Genomic DNA, 15,436 nt, shown 5'->3' on the forward strand with positions numbered 1-15,436 from the left:
TCAGGACTGGGTGTAGGAGAACGGGCCGCCGCCGCGTTCGAAGTCGAGCAGGGACCGCTTGAGGTCGAGCCCGCCGCCGTAGCCGGTCAGGGAACCGGTCGAGCCGACCACGCGGTGGCACGGCACGATCACCCCGATCGGGTTCTTCCCGTTGGCGAGCCCGACCGCGCGCGACGCGGAAGGGCGGCCGAGGCGGTCCGCGAGCTGACCGTAGGAAACCGTTTCCCCGTAAGGGATATCGCACAGGGCGGTCCACACGCGACACTGGAACTCGGTGCCGTGGAAGCGCATCGGCAGGTCGAACGACCACCGGGTGCCCGCGAAGTAGTCGGCGAGCTGCGCGGCGACCTCGGCGAACGGCGGTTCGGCCGGGTCTACGCGCTCGCCGAACCGCTCCTGCGCGGGGCGGTGCCGCTGGCGCACCATGTACAGCCCGCTCAGCACCCCTTCGGTGGCGACCAGGGTCAGCTCACCGCACGCGCTCGGCACCACGGCGTGCGTACGCGCCGCTTCGAGGGTCTTCATCCGTTTCCTTCGGTTCAGCCCGCGACGGGCAGGCGGTTGATGGCGTGGTCCCCGGTGGCCCACAGGTACTGCACGGCGTAGGCCCGCCACGGACGCCAGCGCTCGGCGTGCGCGGCGAACGCGCGCGGCGCGGTGGGCAGGTCCAGTTCCTTCGCGGCGTACTTGACGCCGAGATCCGTGGCGAGAAAGGCGTCCGGGTCACCGAGCGCGCGCATCGCGACGGTTTCCACCGTCCACGGCCCGAATCCGGGAAGCTCCGCGAGCCTGGCCCGCGCCTCGTCCCAGTCGGCGCCCGCGCCGAGGTCGACCTTCCCGGCGGCCAGCGCGTCGACGAGCGTGAGCAGCGTCCGGCGGCGCGTCTTCGGCATGGCCAGCGTTTCGGGGTCCAGCTCGGCGAGTTCGGCGGCCTCCGGGAACAGGTGCGTGAGCCCGCCCGCGGAATCCTCCACCGGCCGCCCGAACGCGCGCACGAGCCGTCCCGCGTGCGTCCTGGCCGCCGCCGTCGACACCTGCTGGCCGAGCACCGCCCTGATCGCCATCTCCTCGCCGTCGACGGTGTGCGGTACCCGGCGGCCCGGCTCCTTGGCCACGAGCGGGGCCAGCACCGGGTCCGCGGACAGCGCCGCGTCGACCGCGACCGGGTCCGCGTCGAGGTCGAGCAGCCTGCGGCACCGGCTGATCGCCGTGGCGAGATCGCGCAGGTCCGCCAGCGACAGCCGGCACCGCACGTGATCGGGGGCCGGGCTGAGCGCCACCACGCCCGGCCCGTGCGGCAGCGCCATCGTCCGGCGGTAGGCGCCGTCGCGCCATTCCTCCACGCCCGGTACCGCGGTGGCCGCGAGGTGCCCGAACAGGTTGTCCGGGCACAGCGGCGCGCGGAACGGCAGCCGCAGGCACAGCTCGCCCGGTGCCGTGCCACCCTGCTTCCCCGCCCGGCGCCGCAGTTCGGTCGGTGCCAGCGCGAAGACTTCGCGGACCGTGTCGTTGAAGGTGCGGATGCTGGAAAACCCCGCGGCCAGCGCGAGTTCGGCCATCGGCAGCGCGGTGGTCTCGATGAGCAGGCGCGCCGTCTGCGCGCGCTGCGCCCGAGCGAGCGCCAGCGGTCCGGCGCCGAGCTCAGCCCGCAGCTGCCGCTCGATCTGCCGGACGCTGTAGCCGAGGCGGGCCGCGAGACCCGGCACGCCGTCGGTGTCGACCACCCCGTCGGCGATCAGGCGCATCGCCCTCGCCACGAGATCGGCGCGCTCGTTCCACTCCGGCGATCCCGGTGCCGCGTCGGGACGGCAGCGCTTGCACGCCCGGAACCCGGCCTGCTGCGCGGCCGCGGCACTCGGGTAGAACCGCATGTTCTCGACCTTCGGCGGCACCACCGGGCAGCTCGGCCGACAGTAGATCCGGGTGGTCAGCACCGCGGTGAAGAACCACCCGTCGAACCGCGCGTCCTTCGACTGGACGGCCCGCACGCATCGCTCGATGTCCTCATGCACCAGACCAGCATTGCCGCGCGCGGCGGCGGAGTCTAGCGAGAATGCGACATCGTGCGTCAGCCCAACAGCGCCCCGAACGCGGCGACGTCGACCCCGGCCAGCGACGAGCGGAACACCCGCCGCTCCCCCGGTTCGACCGGCACGTCGTTGGGCACCACGAGCACCGTGCAGCCCGCGGCGACCGCGGATTCAGTGCCCGGCGGGGAATCCTCCACCGCGACACACCGCGCGGGGTCCACGCCGAGCAGCCGCGCCGCGCGCAGATACGGCTCGGGAAGGGGCTTGTTGAGCCCGTCCACCTCGTCACCGCACACCGTCACGTCGAAGAACTCCCGCCCGATGGTGTTGAGCGCCAGCTCGGTCAGCGCGCGCTCGGTGGAGGTCACCAGTGCCGACGGCAGCCCAGCCGCCCGCACCGCGGCGAGCGCCTCGCGCGCACCGGGACGCCACGGCAGCGCGCCTTCGAACAGGTTCGCGGTCCGCTGCCGGATCCACTCCCCCATCTCCGCGATGGCCGCCGGTGTCGGCTCCTGGCCCGTGACCACTTCGAGCAGGTAGCTCGCGGTGGCGTCCATATTGGACCCCACGAGCGTCAGCCGCTGCTCCTCCGACAGCGTGCCGCCGAGGCTTTCCGCCGCCTCGTACAGCGCGACGTCCCAGAGCTTCTCCGAGTCGACGAGCGTGCCGTCCATGTCCCACAGCACCGCGGCTGGTCTGTCCACAACGGACCCCACAGGTTTTCTTCCTTTACGTGTTGAAGTACTTGGCTTCCGGGCGGTGGCAGACGATCGCGTCGGTCGACTGCTCGGGGTGGAGCTGGAACTCCTCCGACAGCTTGACCCCGATCCTCGCCGGTTCGAGCAGCTCGGCGATCTTCGCCCGGTCTTCGAGATCGGGGCAGGCACCGTAGCCGAGCGAGAAGCGCGCGCCGCGGTAGCCGAGTTTGAAGAACGCCTCGATGTCCTCGGGGTCCTCTTCGGACAGTGCGGCGCCACTCGCGAAGTGCAGCTCTTCGCGCACGCGGCGGTGCCAGTACTCGGCGAGCGCTTCGGTGAGCTGGACGCCGAGCCCGTGCACTTCGAGGTAGTCGCGGTAGGCGTCCCCGGCGAACAGCTCGTTGGCGTAGTCGGCGATCGGCTGGCCCATGGTGACCAGGGTCAGTGGCAGCACGTCGACCTCGCCCGCCTCGCGCGCGAGATCGCGCGGGCGGTAGAAGTCGGCGAGGCACAGCCGCCGGTCCCGGCGCTGGCGCGGGAAGGTGAACCGGGTCCGCTCCGCGGCGTCGGCGTGCGGTTCGGCGAGCACGACCACGTCCTCGCCTTCGGCCACGCACGGGAAGTACCCGTACACGACCGCGGCGTGCTGCAGCAGCCCGTCGGTGGCGAGGCGGTCCAGCCAGTACCGCAGCCGCGGCCTTCCCTCGGACTCCACCAGCTCCTCGTAGGTGGGACCGCTCCCGCCCCGCGCGCCCTTCAAACCCCACTGCCCCATGAACGTCGCGCGCTCGTCCAGCATCGCCGAGTAGTCCGCGAGCGGCACGCCCTTGACCACCCTGCTGCCCCAGAACGGCGGCGTCGGCAGCGGGACGCCGGTGTCCACATCGGACCGCGCGGGCGGCTCCGGCTCTTCCTCGGCCTGCTTCGCTTTGCGCGCTTCGGCGATGCGCAGGGACCGTTCACGGCGCGCCTTGCGCTCGGCGCGCTTGGCCTCCTCCTGCTCGTCGACGAGCGGCGACTCGCCCCGCTTGGCACCCATGATCGCGTCCATCAGGCGCAGCCCCTCGAACGCGTCGCGGGCGTACCGCACGTCGCCGAGGTACAGCTCGGTCAGGTCGTTCTCGACGTAGGAACGGGTGAGCGCGGCGCCGCCGAGCAGCACCGGCCAGCGCGTGGAGACCCCGCGGGAGTTCATCTCCTCCAGGTTCTCCTTCATGATCACCGTGGACTTCACCAGCAGGCCCGACATGCCGATCGCGTCGGCCCCGTTCTCCTCCGCGGCGTCCAGGATGGTCGTGATGGGCTGTTTGATCCCGAGGTTGACGACCTCGTAGCCGTTGTTGGACAGGATGATGTCGACCAGGTTCTTGCCGATGTCGTGCACGTCGCCCTTGACGGTGGCGAGCACGATCCGCCCCTTGCCGCCCGCGTCCTCCTTTTCCATGTGCGGTTCGAGATAGGCGACCGCGGCCTTCATCACCTCCGCGGACTGGAGCACGAACGGCAGCTGCATCTGGCCGGAGCCGAACAGCTCGCCGACGGTCTTCATGCCCGACAGCAGGGTGTCGTTGATGATCGCGAGCGCGGGCCGCTCCTGCAGCGCCTCGGTGAGATCGGCGTCGAGACCGTTGCGGTCGCCGTCGACGATCCGGCGTTCGAGCCGCTCGAACAACGGCAGCGCGGCGAGTTCCTCGGCGCGCGAGGCCTTGCTCGACGCGGCGCTGACGCCCTCGAACAGCGCCATCAGCTCCTGCAACGGGTCGTAGCCCTCGCGGCGGCGGTCGTAGACGAGGTCGAGCGCCACCGAGCGCTGCTCGTCCGGGATCCGCGCCATCGGCAGGATCTTCGACGCGTGCACGATCGCGGTGTCCAGCCCGGCCTGGACGCATTCGTGCAGGAACACCGAATTCAGCACCTGCCGCGCGGCCGGGTTGAGCCCGAAGGAGATGTTCGACAGCCCGAGCGTGGTCTGCACGTCCGGGTACCGCCGTTTGAGACCGCGGATCGCTTCGATCGTCTCGATCGCGTCCCGCCGCGACTCCTCCTGGCCGGTGGCGATCGTGAAGGTCAGGGTGTCGATGATGATGTCCGAGGTCTCGAGGCCCCAGTTGCCCGTGATGTCCTCGATGAGCCTGGCCGCGATCTCGATCTTCTTCTCGGCCGTGCGCGCCTGCCCGTCCTCGTCGATCGTGAGGGCGACGACCGCGGCGCCGTGCTCGGCCGCCATCGCCATCACCTTCGCGAACCGCGAATCCGGCCCGTCGCCGTCCTCGTAGTTCACCGAGTTGATCGCGCAGCGCCCGCCGAGCCGTTCGAGCCCGGCCCTGATCACGTCGACCTCGGTGGAGTCGAGCATGATCGGCAGCGTCGACGCGGTGGCGAGGCGGCCGGCCAGTTCGGCCATGTCCGCCGCGCCGTCCCTGCCGACGTAGTCGACGCACACGTCGAGCAGGTGCGCGCCGTCGCGGGTCTGGTCGCGCGCGATCTCCACGCAGTCGTCGAGGCGGCCGTCGAGCATGGCTTCCCGGAACGCCTTCGACCCGTTCGCGTTGGTCCGCTCGCCGATCATCAGCACGCTGGCGTCCTGGCGGAACGGAACCGCTTGGTACAGCGAGGAAATCCCGGCTTCCGGGTGCGGTCGCCGCGTCGGCGCCCGCAGTTCGCGGACCGCTTCGGAGAGCTGCCTGATGTGCTCGCCGGTCGTCCCGCAGCAGCCGCCGACCAGCCCGACGCCGAACTCGCGCACGAACCCGGTCAGCGCCTCGGCGAGCCCCTCCGGGCTCAGCGGGTAGACCGCGCCGTCCGGGCCCAGCTCGGGCAGCCCCGCGTTCGGCATGACCGAAAGCGGGACTCGCGCGTGCTTCGACAGCTGGCGCAGGTGCTCGCTCATCTCGGCGGGGCCGGTGGCGCAGTTCATCCCGATCAGGTCGATCCCGAGCGGTTCGAGCGCGGCCAGCGCGGCGTTGACCTCGGTGCCGAGCAGCATCGTGCCGGTGGTCTCCACGGTGATCGACGCGATGACCGGGACCCGCCGCCCCTCGGCCGCCATCGCCCGGTGCGCCGCCACGATGGACGCCTTGGTCTGCAGGATGTCCTGCGTGGTCTCCACGATCACCGCGTCCACGCCGCCCGCGAGCAGGCCGCGGACCTCTTCGACGTAGGCGTCCCGCAGCCGGGTGAACGGGGCGTGCCCGAGCGTCGGCAGCTTCGTGCCGGGGCCGACCGAGCCCAGCACGAACCGCGGGCGGTCCGGGGTGGCGAACTCGTCGGCCGTCTCGCGGGCGAGCCTGGCGCCGATCTCGGACAGCTCGAAGATCCGGTCCTCGATGTCGTACTCGGCCAGGTTGGCGAAGTTCGCCCCGAACGTGTTCGTCTCGACCGCGTCCGCCCCGGCCTCGAGGTAGCCGCGGTGCACCCCGCGCACCACGTCCGGCCGGGTCACGTTCAAGATCTCGTTGCACCCCTCCAGACCTGCGAAATCGTCGAGGGTGAGGTCGTGCGCCTGCAGCGCCGTGCCCATCGCTCCGTCGGCGACCACAACACGGGAGGCGAGTGCGTCGAGCAGGGGTGACGATCCGGGCTCCGGCATGTCCCCCAGGCTACGGACCGCGCACCGGCCGCCGGGTCGTAGGCTGGTCCAGTGAGTGACCCAGCCGACGAGACCCGACAGCCCGAACCCGCTCCCGAGGAACGGGACGCCACACCCCAGCCGGTCATGGTGGTGGCCTTCGAAGGCTGGAACGACGCAGGTGACGCGGCCAGCAGGGCGGTGGAGCACCTCCAGCTGAACTGGGACGCGACCCCGCTGGCCGAGCTCAGCCCCGACGAGTACTACGACTTCCAGGTCAGCCGCCCGAACGTCCGCATGGTGGACGGGGTGACGCGCCGGATCGAATGGCCGACGACCCGCCTGTCGGTGTGCCGCCCGGACGGTTTCGACCGCGACGTCGTGCTCGTCCAGGGCCCGGAGCCCAACATGCGCTGGCGCGCGTTCTGCGCCGAACTGCTCGAGTACATGGACCAGCTGGGCGTGACGACCGTCGTCACGCTCGGCGCGCTGCTCGCGGACACCCCGCACACCCGGTCCGTGCCGGTCACCGGGACCGCCTACGACGCGGCGGCCGCGGCGCGGTTCGGCCTGGAGCGCAACCGGTACCAGGGCCCGAGCGGGATCGTCGGGATCCTGCAGGACGCCTGCGTCCAGGCTGGCATCCCGGCGGTCTCGATCTGGGCCGCGGTGCCGCACTACGTGTCGCACCCGCCGTCCCCGAAGGCCACGCTCGCGCTGCTGCACAAGCTCGAAGACGTGCTCGACGTGGAGATCCCGCTCGGGGCGCTGCCGGAGCAGGCCGAGGAGTGGGAGCGCACGGTCACCGAGATGGCCGACGAGGACGACGAGATCGCCGAGTACGTCCGCTCGCTCGAAGAGCGCGAGGAGGAGCCCGAACTCACCGTCGACGAGGGCAGCGGCGACAAGATCGCCGCCGAGTTCGAGCGCTACCTGCGGCGGCGGCGCCCCGGGCAGGACGGCCCCGACACCCTGAGCTGAGCGCCGGGGTCAGAAGATCTTGCGCAGGGCGACGGCGCCGCGGGTCCGCTTGCGCCATTCACGGGGGTAGCCGAGCGAGACCTCTTCGAAGCGGACGCCGTCGGCCTTGGTCGAGCGCGGGATGTGCAGGTGCCCGTAGACGGCGACCTCGGCGCGGTAGCGCAGGTGCCAGTCGGCGGTTTCCGTGGTGCCGCACCACATCGCGAACTCGGGCCAGTACAGCGGCTCGGTCGGGTGCCGGTGCAGCGGCCAGTGCGACATCAGCACGGTCCGGTGGTGCTCGGGGATCGCGGCGAGCCGCTGCTCGCTGGTCTTGAGCCGGTCGGCGCACCAGTCCTGGCGGCTCGGGTACGGGTCCGGGTGCAGGAAGTACTCGTCGGTGCACACCACGCCCGCGTCCTTCGCCTGCGCGAGCGCGTCGGCGAGCGACACGTCGGCGGCCTGCGGGGTGCGCCAGCTGTAGTCGTAGAGCAGGAACAGCGGTGCGATGGTGATCGGGATTTCGCCGTGCTCCCACACCAGGAACTCGTCCTCCGGGGTCCGCACGCCCAGTTCACGGCATCGCGTCACGAGATGGTCGTACCTGGCCTGGCCCTTGAGCTGCACCTCGTCCTTCGGGGTCGTCCACAGCTCGTGGTTGCCCGGCACCCAGACCACCTCGGCGAACCGGCTCTTGAGCTTCTCCAGCGTCGAGACGACCGCGCTCACCCTCTCGGCGACATCACCGGCCACCAGGAGCCAGTCCTCCGGCGATTCGGGCTGGATGGTGTCCACGATGGGCTCGTTGCCCTCGTGCGTGACGTGGAGGTCGCTGGTGGCGAAAAGGCTTGGCACCCTTACACCGTAACGAGTGACAGGCGGGCGTACCCGAGACTTCCCCGACACCACTCCCTTGCAAATCCAACTTCTGTTGCGTTAGAGTCGTCGCATCATGAGGAACTGACCCGAACCCAGCCCGCGCCCGAGGCGACCGGTCGAGCCCCGCTCCCGGTCAGCACGCCCGGCGGGCTTCTCCCACCACCCAAGGTTCGGTGCTGCCCCATGTCAGGTTTTCTTTCCCTCCAAGCGACCGATCTCGCGTTCGCTTACGGCGATCGCGTCGTTTTCGACGGCGTGGACTTCCTCGCCTCCGCCGGCCAGCGCGTCGGGCTCGTCGGCGAGAACGGGATCGGGAAGTCCACGCTCCTGCGCCTGCTCGCCGGTGTCGAAACACCGCAGGCAGGCACCGTCACGCGGGATCCCGACTCCGGGTTCCTCTTGCAGGAGCTGCCGTTTCCCGGTACGGCCACGCTCGCCGCCGTGCTCGACGACGCGCTCGCCGAGACCCGCGCCATGGCCGCCGAGCTGGACCGGCTCGCCGAGGCGATGGCGGTCGATCCGGGCGACCGCGCGGTGCTCGACCGGTACGGCGCGGTGCTCGACTGGGCGCAGGCGCACGACCTGTGGGACGCCGACCGCAGGGCGAAGCTCGTCTGCGACGGGCTCGGCCTGTCCGGTGTCGCGCCGGACCGCGCGCTCGGCACCCTCTCCGGCGGGCAGCGCTCGCGGCTCGGGCTGGCCGCGCTGCTGATCAGGAAGCCGAGGACGCTGCTGCTCGACGAGCCGACGAACCACCTCGACGACGCGGCGATGGACTTCCTCGAACAGCACCTCGCCGGGCTGGACGGGGTGGTCGTGCTGTCCTCGCACGACCGCGTGTTCCTCGACGCGGTGTGCACGGACATCGTGGACATCGATCCCGCGCTCGGCGGCCCGACCCGCTACGGCGGCGCGTACACCGCCTACCTGGGGCACAAGGCCGCCGAACGCGCGAGATGGGCGCAGCGCTACGCCGAGGAGCAGGACGAGCTGAAGGAACTGCGCGACGCGGTGGCCACCACGGCTCGCGCCGTGGCGCACAACCGGCCCCAGCGGGACAACGCGAAGATGTTGTACGACTTCAAGACCGGGAGGGTGCAGAAGCAGATCTCGCGCCGGGTCCGCAACGCCCAGCTGCGGCTCGACGAGCTGGAACGGGACCAGGTGCGGCGCCCGCCGTCTCCGTTGACGTTCTCCGGGCGGCTCACCGGGGCGCCGGACGAGGGCACGCTCGCGGTGTCGTTGCGGGAAGTGCGGGTTCCCGGCCGCCTCGCGATCGACCGGCTCGATCTCGAAAGCGGCGCGCGGCTGCTCGTGACGGGCGGGAACGGCGCCGGGAAGTCGACGCTGCTGTCCGTGCTCGCGGGACGGCTGGCACCGCACGGCGGGCGCGTCCACCGCGCGAGCGGGCTCCGGGTCGGTTTGCTGGAGCAGGACGTCGAATTCGCCGACCCGGCGAAGACGGCCCAACGGGTGTACTTCGACGCCGCGGGCGAGGACGCGCCGGGGCTGGGCAAGCTCGGGCTGCTCGCGTCGCGGGACATCGGGCGGCCCGTCGGATCGCTGTCGGTGGGCCAGCGCAGGCGGCTGGCACTGGCGGTCCTGCTCGCCACTCCGCCGGACGTGCTGCTACTGGACGAGCCGACGAACCACCTCTCGCTGACGCTGGCGGAGGAACTGTTCGACGCGCTCGACGACGCGCCGGGCGCCGTGGTCATCGCCTCGCACGACCGCTGGCTCCGTCGCGAATGGACACACGACAGGCTGGAACTGGCCGACGGCAAGGAAGTCGGCGCATAGTGCCAGCCGACAAGTGAATTCCGCAGGCGGTCGCCGCGCGACCGGCGCCTGCCCTGAAGTCACAGCGAGGTCGGGCGCGTGTCACGGTGGTGCCGCGAAGTCAGTGGCGGAACTTAGTCCCCGAAGGCCACCTTCGGGGACTTGAGCGCCCCGAATTCGGCCCTGGTAAAGGATTCTGTTGCCTCGGCGGGGTTCTCGCGATGCCCCGAAGGTGGCCTTCGGGGCGTTAGACGCCGCAATCGCACCCCTCGCACACTCGACCGGCACGAACCCTCATGCCCCGAAAGTGGCCTTCGGGACGGTAGATGCCCTGAACGTCACTTTCGGGGCACATGCGAACCCGCTTCGGCAGCAGGAGTAACGACGAGGACGGAGTTCGCGGCACCAGATCCCCCGAAGCCGCGCTCGGGGGCAGGCAAAGGCGGGGACCAGCCACCCCACTCGATCTCTATAGGAGCATCTTTCGGGGCATGGGCAGCCCGGCCCGCGCGCCCGCGAGGGCCGGGAAAGTGGCGCCAGAGTCCCCGAAGGTGGCCTTCGGGGATACCCGCCTCTTCGGGAAAGCTCGCGCGGAGTGCACTGTGGACGGTGGGCGCGCCCACCGTCCACAGTGGTCACAGTTCGATGCCGAGCAGGGCGTCCACCGCGTCGCGGACGAGCGCGGGCGCGGTTTCGTCACTGCCGCCGCGCACGGCTTCGGCCGCCCACGCGTCCACGGCGGCGAGCGCCTTCGGGGTGTCGAGGTCGTCGGCGAGGTGGTCGCGCAGCCGTGCGATGGCTTCCTCCGCCGACGGGCCCGCGTCCCGCGCCACGGCCGCGCGCCAGCGCGCGAGCCGTGCTTCGGCCTCGGCGAGCAGCGCCGCCGTCCACGGGCGGTCCTCGCGGTAGTGGCCGGCGAACAGGGCGAGCCGGATCGCGCCGGGATCGACGCCTTCCGCGCGCAGCTTCGAAACGAACACCAGGTTGCCGCGCGACTTCGACATCTTCTCGCCGTCGTAGCCGATCATCCCGGCGTGCACGTAGTGGCGTGCGAAGGGGTGCTCGTTGGTGAGCGCTTCGGCGTGCGCGGCGCTGTATTCGTGGTGCGGGAATGCGAGGTCCGAGCCGCCGCCCTGAACGTCGAAGGCCATTCCCAGCCGGTTGACCGCGATCGCGCTGCACTCGATGTGCCAGCCGGGCCTGCCCGCGCCGAGCTCGGACTCCCACGACGGCTCCCCCGGCCTGGCGCTGCGCCACAGCAGCGCGTCGAGCGGGTCGCGCTTGCCCGGCCGGTCGGGGTCACCGCCGCGCTCGGCGAAGAACTTGGCCATGGTTTCGGCGTCGTAGCCGGACTCGTAGCCGAACCGGCCGGTCGCGGACCGGTCGAAGTAGATGTCGGGGTGCTGCTCGTCGTCGACCCGGTAGGCCGCGCCGTCGGCGAGCAGCTTGCCGATCACTTCGACGATCTCCGGGATGCTCTCCACCGCGCCGACGAACTCGCGCGGCGGCACCACCCGGAGCGCCTCCATGTCCTCGCGGAACAGCGCGGTCTCCCGCATCGCCAGCACGACCCAGTCGTCCTGGTCGCGCTCGGCGCGCTCCAGGAGCGGCTCGTCGACGTCGGTCACGTTCTGCACGTAGTGCACCTCGTGCCCGGCGTCGAGCCAGAGCCGGTGCACCAGGTCGAAAGCCAGGTAGGTGGCCGCGTGACCGAGATGCGTGGCGTCGTAGGGCGTGATGCCGCAGACGTACATGCGCGCCGTCGCGCCGGGCGCGGTGGGCCGGAGCTGCCCGCTCGCGGTGTCGAACAGCCGCAGCGGGCGTGGCGTCCCCGGCACGCGCGCCACCGGGATCGAGGACCAAGTCTTCATACCACCCAGCCTAAGTGGTCATCTTCTCACGCCGTCCCGCCCGGTGGGATCGCGCGGCTCACGGCCCGTCCGGCACGGGGTACGACGCCGCCCACATCGCCGCGAGCCCCTCGCTCAGCTCGTCACCGGTCGGCGCGTCGCCGGGGTGCAGGAGCCACTGCACGGACAGCCCGTCGCACACCGCGATCACGAAGCTCGCCACCGCGAGGCAACGCCGGTCTTCGGGCCCCCACCCGTTGCCGAGCGACCGCGCCGCGAGCTCCGCGACCCGGGTGCGGCAGCGCCGGTACTGCTCGGCGAACTGCTCGCGGAGCGAGACGGTCCGCTCCGCCTGGGCCAGTGCCTCCACATAGGACAGCAGCAGCGCGCGCCTGCTGGACAGGTTTTCCAGCATCGTCGTCCAGGTGACCCGGCCGCGTTCGATCGGGAGCGCGGCGGGATCGGCCATCGCGACCTGGGCGAGCTGGTCGGTCCACTCCTCGAACACCTCGCCGATCGTGTGGTTGAGCAGGCCCTCCTTGGTGCCGAAGTGGTACGCGATGGACCCGAGATTGGTCCCGGACTCGGCAACGAGATCGCGCGCGGTGATCCGGGCGTACCCCTTTTCCTCCAGCAGTTTCCGGGCTGCCGCAAGGAGGTCTTCGCGATGGCTCACGCCGGGAAGCCTAGCGCCGCGCCTGGACAAACCCGTTTACACGGGCGTATAAACGCAGGCATCAGACCGCCCCGGCCAGGGAGGCCCGTCGATGACCGCCGACGCACCGCCAAGCCCGCGCCCCGCCCTGTCGCTCGAACCGTCGCCGTCCGCACCGGCCGCGCCCGGCCCGAACTGGCCGATCGCCGTGCAGACGGTGCTGTTCGGGACCTACCGGCACAAGCTCATGCCGGTGCTGCGCCGCCGCTACGGCGACGTCGTCCGGCTGCGGATCTACCCCGAGCGCCACGTGGTCCAGCTCGCCGATCTCGACCACATCAAGGCGGTGTTCGGCGGACCGGCGTCGATCTTCCACGCGGGCGAGGGGAACATGATCCTCAAGCCGGTGATGGGCCAGCACTCGGTGCTGCTGACCGACGAGGACGTGCACCTGCGGGCCAGGAAGCTGCTGATGCCCGCGTTCCACGGCTCGGCGCTGCGCGGCTACCGCGATCTCGTCACCGAGCTGGCCGAGGCCGAGACCGCGCGCTGGCCGGAGCGGCGCGCCTTCTCCTCGCACGCCAGGATGAACGCGCTGACACTCGAAATCATCCTTCGGGTCGTGTTCGGGGTGAGCGACGGCCCGCGTCTCGACGAGCTGCGCAGGCTGCTCCGCATCACCGTCGACATCGGACCGCTGGACATCTTCGGCTGGCACAACCCGAAACTGCAGCGCTTCGGGCCGTGGCGGCGCAACGCGGAGGCGCAGCGGCGCGCCGACGAACTCATCTACGCCGAGATCGCCGAGCGCCGTGCCGCCCCCGATCTCGGCGAACGCGGCGACGTGCTCTCCCGCCTGCTGACCGTGCCCGCCGAGGACGATCGGCTCTCGGACGCCGAGCTGCGCGACCAGCTCGTCACGCTGCTGCTCGCCGGGCACGAGACGACGGCGACCGCGCTCGCGTGGTCCTTCCACGAACTGGTGCGGAATCCGGTGCGGCTCGCCGCCGCCGAACGCGCCGCGGATTCCGGCGACGAAAAGCACCTGGAAGCCGTGGTGAAGGAGGCGATGCGGCTGCACCCGGTGATCTCCGAGGTCGCCCGCAGGCTCACCGAGGACATCGAAATCGGCGGCTACCGGATCCCCGCCGGGCACACCGTGATGCCGTCGATCGCGCTCGTCCAGGGCGACGGCGCGCACCACGACGCGCCGCACGAGTTCCGCCCGGAACGGTTCCTCGACGGCGGTCCCGCGACCGGGACCTGGTTCCCGTTCGGCGGCGGCGTGCGGCGCTGCCTCGGCGCCGGGTTCTCGCTCATGGAAGCGACGATCGTGTTGCGCGCGGTGCTTTCGGCGTTCCGGCTCGGCACCGACCGGCCACGCCCCGAAGGCGCGAAGGCCAGGAACATCACCATGGTGCCCGCCAAGGGCGCGCGAATAATCATCACCCGGCGGAGTTAACTGATATCGAAGAGTGATGTGACTTCGGTTACATAACGGCTTGGCTTCTTCGATCCTGGAAGAGTCCCATCCTCCAGCGAAGAAGGTGCGCCATGACGGAAGCGGCGGGTACGACCGGCCGGTACCTGATTCTGCTCGAACACAACGCGGCCGCGCTCGGAGCGCGGGCGATCACCAACGCCGCGGGCCTCCGCACGACCAGCACGGCCGAGCTCGCGGGCGCCTCGACGGCGCAGCTGCTCGGCACCGACGGTGGCCTGCTGTTCCACCAGCTCGGCGTCGCGCTGGTGAGCGCGGACGAAGACCAGTACGCGGCACTGACCACGGCGGCGGAAAGCGACGGGCCGATTTCCTCGGTGGAAGCCGAACGCACCGTGTTCGCGATCGAAGACAAGGCGGCACCCGCCGCCGAAGACGGCGAACTCACCTGGGGCCTGCAAGCCGTCAACGCCGCCAACAGCGCGGCGACCGGGGCGGGCGTCCGCGTCGCCGTGCTCGACACCGGGTTCGACGCCGAGCACCCCGACTTCGCCGGGCGCCAGGTGATCACCAGTTCGTTCGTGGACGGCGAGGACGCGAAGGACGGCCACGGGCACGGCACCCACTGCATCGGCACGTCCTGCGGGCCGCGCACCCCCGAGACGAAACCGGGCTACGGGATCGCCCACCAGGCCGAGATATACGCGGGCAAGGTGCTCAGCAACGAAGGCTCCGGCTCGGACGGCGGCATCCTCGCCGGGATCTCGTGGGCGATCAGCAACGGCTGCGCGGTCGTGTCGATGTCGCTCGGCGCGCCGACCCAGGCGGGCCAGCCGTATTCCAAGACGTTCGAACAGGTCGCCCAGCGCGCGATGGAACGCGGCACGCTCGTGGTCGCGGCCGCGGGCAACGAAAGCAAGCGCTCCGAAGGGCTCGTGGCGCCGGTGGGCCACCCGGCGAACTGCCCGTCGATCATGGCGATCGGCGCGATCGACTCCGCGGGCGCGATCGCGGACTTCTCGTGCGGCACCGTGGACGACATCGGCGCGGTCGACCTCGTCGGGCCCGGCGTGGACGTCTACTCGAGCTGGCCCATGCCGAAGCGGTACAACACGATCAGCGGCACCAGCATGGCCACCCCGCACGCGGCGGGCATCGCGGCGCTGACCGCGCAGCAGTACGGCTCACGCGGCTGGGAGCTGTGGGCACGGCTGACCCAGCACGCGCGCAGGCTCGCGCTCGCCGCGGTGGACAGCGGTGCGGGGCTGGTGCAGGCTCCGTAGCACGGCCGATATTCCTTGGGTGCGAGGAGGATCGCGATGCAGCGTGATTGGAAGGTCGTCGTTTCCGTGCGGGACGAGTCCCTCGCGTCCCTGTCCGAGGTCGTGGCCGGCCTGCGCTCGGCTGGCATGACCGTGAACCAGGTGCTCGACCCCATCGGCGCCGTCACCGGCACGATGGGGTCGAGCACGCTCACCAGCCTCCGCGCGGTGCCGGGCGTGGCCGACGTGGAACTGGAAGCGCTCTACCAGCTGCCGCCGGAGGGCGAACCGCAGTGATCGCACCGCGGTAACTC

The 15,436-nt window shown here is 71.1% G+C and carries 12 protein-coding genes; 5 read left to right on the forward strand and 7 right to left on the reverse strand.

The window, feature by feature from the left end; all coding sequences use genetic code 11:
• The 4 genes from HUW46_RS45000 to metH are packed head-to-tail and all read right to left on the reverse strand — an operon-like array spanning window position 1 to window position 6,317.
• Window positions 1-525, reverse strand: coding sequence for a methylated-DNA--[protein]-cysteine S-methyltransferase (locus HUW46_RS45000; protein WP_215544740.1), 525 nt, complete (start codon window positions 523-525; stop codon window positions 1-3).
• Between the two features lie 14 nt (window positions 526-539).
• Window positions 540-2,012, reverse strand: a complete 1,473-nt coding sequence (locus HUW46_RS45005) for a DNA-3-methyladenine glycosylase 2 (protein WP_215544741.1) — start codon at window positions 2,010-2,012, stop codon at window positions 540-542.
• A 56-nt stretch (window positions 2,013-2,068) separates the two neighbouring features.
• The gene (locus HUW46_RS45010; protein ID WP_256451408.1) at window positions 2,069-2,734 is read right to left on the reverse strand and encodes an HAD family hydrolase; all 666 of its coding nucleotides are present in this window, start codon (window positions 2,732-2,734) and stop codon (window positions 2,069-2,071) included.
• Between the two features lie 25 nt (window positions 2,735-2,759).
• Window positions 2,760-6,317 (reverse strand): methionine synthase, encoded by a 3,558-nt coding sequence (gene metH / locus HUW46_RS45015; protein WP_215544742.1) that lies wholly within the window; start codon window positions 6,315-6,317, stop codon window positions 2,760-2,762.
• A gap of 51 nt (window positions 6,318-6,368) precedes the next feature.
• Here metH and HUW46_RS45020 point away from each other — a divergent pair, with 51 nt between their 5' ends.
• The gene (locus HUW46_RS45020; RefSeq protein WP_305859528.1) at window positions 6,369-7,277 is read left to right on the forward strand and encodes a PAC2 family protein; all 909 of its coding nucleotides are present in this window, start codon (window positions 6,369-6,371) and stop codon (window positions 7,275-7,277) included.
• Between the two features lie 9 nt (window positions 7,278-7,286).
• Here HUW46_RS45020 and HUW46_RS45025 read toward each other — a convergent pair whose 3' ends face one another.
• Window positions 7,287-8,111 carry a metallophosphoesterase family protein gene (locus tag HUW46_RS45025; RefSeq protein ID WP_215544743.1) on the reverse strand — a complete coding sequence of 275 codons (825 nt, stop codon included), beginning with the start codon at window positions 8,109-8,111 and terminating at the stop codon, window positions 7,287-7,289.
• 207 nt (window positions 8,112-8,318) lie between these two features.
• Between HUW46_RS45025 and HUW46_RS45030 the strand changes: the two genes are divergently transcribed.
• Complete coding sequence (locus tag HUW46_RS45030; protein WP_215544744.1) at window positions 8,319-9,935, forward strand: ABC-F family ATP-binding cassette domain-containing protein; 1,617 nt, start codon at window positions 8,319-8,321, stop codon at window positions 9,933-9,935.
• 614 nt (window positions 9,936-10,549) lie between these two features.
• Here the strand turns inward: HUW46_RS45030 and mshC are convergent.
• Together mshC and HUW46_RS45040 are read right to left on the reverse strand one after the other, a co-directional pair.
• On the reverse strand, window positions 10,550-11,785 hold the full coding sequence (gene mshC, locus HUW46_RS45035) for a cysteine--1-D-myo-inosityl 2-amino-2-deoxy-alpha-D-glucopyranoside ligase (protein ID WP_215544745.1): 1,236 nt from the start codon (window positions 11,783-11,785) through the stop codon (window positions 10,550-10,552).
• A 58-nt stretch (window positions 11,786-11,843) separates the two neighbouring features.
• Window positions 11,844-12,440 carry a TetR/AcrR family transcriptional regulator gene (locus tag HUW46_RS45040; protein WP_215544746.1) on the reverse strand — a complete coding sequence of 199 codons (597 nt, stop codon included), beginning with the start codon at window positions 12,438-12,440 and terminating at the stop codon, window positions 11,844-11,846.
• 91 nt (window positions 12,441-12,531) lie between these two features.
• Between HUW46_RS45040 and HUW46_RS45045 the strand changes: the two genes are divergently transcribed.
• The 3 genes from HUW46_RS45045 (at window position 12,532) to HUW46_RS45055 (ending at window position 15,419) form a co-directional block, all read left to right on the forward strand.
• A complete protein-coding gene (locus HUW46_RS45045) occupies window positions 12,532-13,881 on the forward strand; it encodes a cytochrome P450 (RefSeq protein ID WP_215544747.1) in 1,350 nt (449 codons plus the stop codon).
• A gap of 92 nt (window positions 13,882-13,973) precedes the next feature.
• On the forward strand, window positions 13,974-15,143 hold the full coding sequence (locus HUW46_RS45050) for a S8 family peptidase (RefSeq protein ID WP_215544748.1): 1,170 nt from the start codon (window positions 13,974-13,976) through the stop codon (window positions 15,141-15,143).
• Between the two features lie 36 nt (window positions 15,144-15,179).
• The gene (locus HUW46_RS45055) at window positions 15,180-15,419 is read left to right on the forward strand and encodes a hypothetical protein (protein ID WP_215544749.1); all 240 of its coding nucleotides are present in this window, start codon (window positions 15,180-15,182) and stop codon (window positions 15,417-15,419) included.
• The last annotated feature ends 17 nt before the right edge of the window (window positions 15,420-15,436 follow it).

The sequence above is a fragment of the Amycolatopsis sp. CA-230715 genome, from assembly GCF_018736145.1.
Lineage (GTDB): Bacteria > Actinomycetota > Actinomycetes > Mycobacteriales > Pseudonocardiaceae > Amycolatopsis.

What these genes read in the sequence shown, in the direction of transcription:
- HUW46_RS45055 (WP_215544749.1), top strand. Translation starts at nt 15,180, where the DNA reads ATGCAGCGTGATTGGAAGGTCGTCGTTTCCGTGCGGGACGAGTCCCTC.
- HUW46_RS45030 (WP_215544744.1), top strand. Translation starts at nt 8,319, where the DNA reads ATGTCAGGTTTTCTTTCCCTCCAAGCGACCGATCTCGCGTTCGCTTAC.
- HUW46_RS45045 (WP_215544747.1), top strand. Translation starts at nt 12,532, where the DNA reads ATGACCGCCGACGCACCGCCAAGCCCGCGCCCCGCCCTGTCGCTCGAA.
- metH (WP_215544742.1), bottom strand. Translation starts at nt 6,317, where the DNA reads ATGCCGGAGCCCGGATCGTCACCCCTGCTCGACGCACTCGCCTCCCGT.
- mshC (WP_215544745.1), bottom strand. Translation starts at nt 11,785, where the DNA reads ATGAAGACTTGGTCCTCGATCCCGGTGGCGCGCGTGCCGGGGACGCCA.
- HUW46_RS45000 (WP_215544740.1), bottom strand. Translation starts at nt 525, where the DNA reads ATGAAGACCCTCGAAGCGGCGCGTACGCACGCCGTGGTGCCGAGCGCG.
- HUW46_RS45050 (WP_215544748.1), top strand. Translation starts at nt 13,974, where the DNA reads ATGACGGAAGCGGCGGGTACGACCGGCCGGTACCTGATTCTGCTCGAA.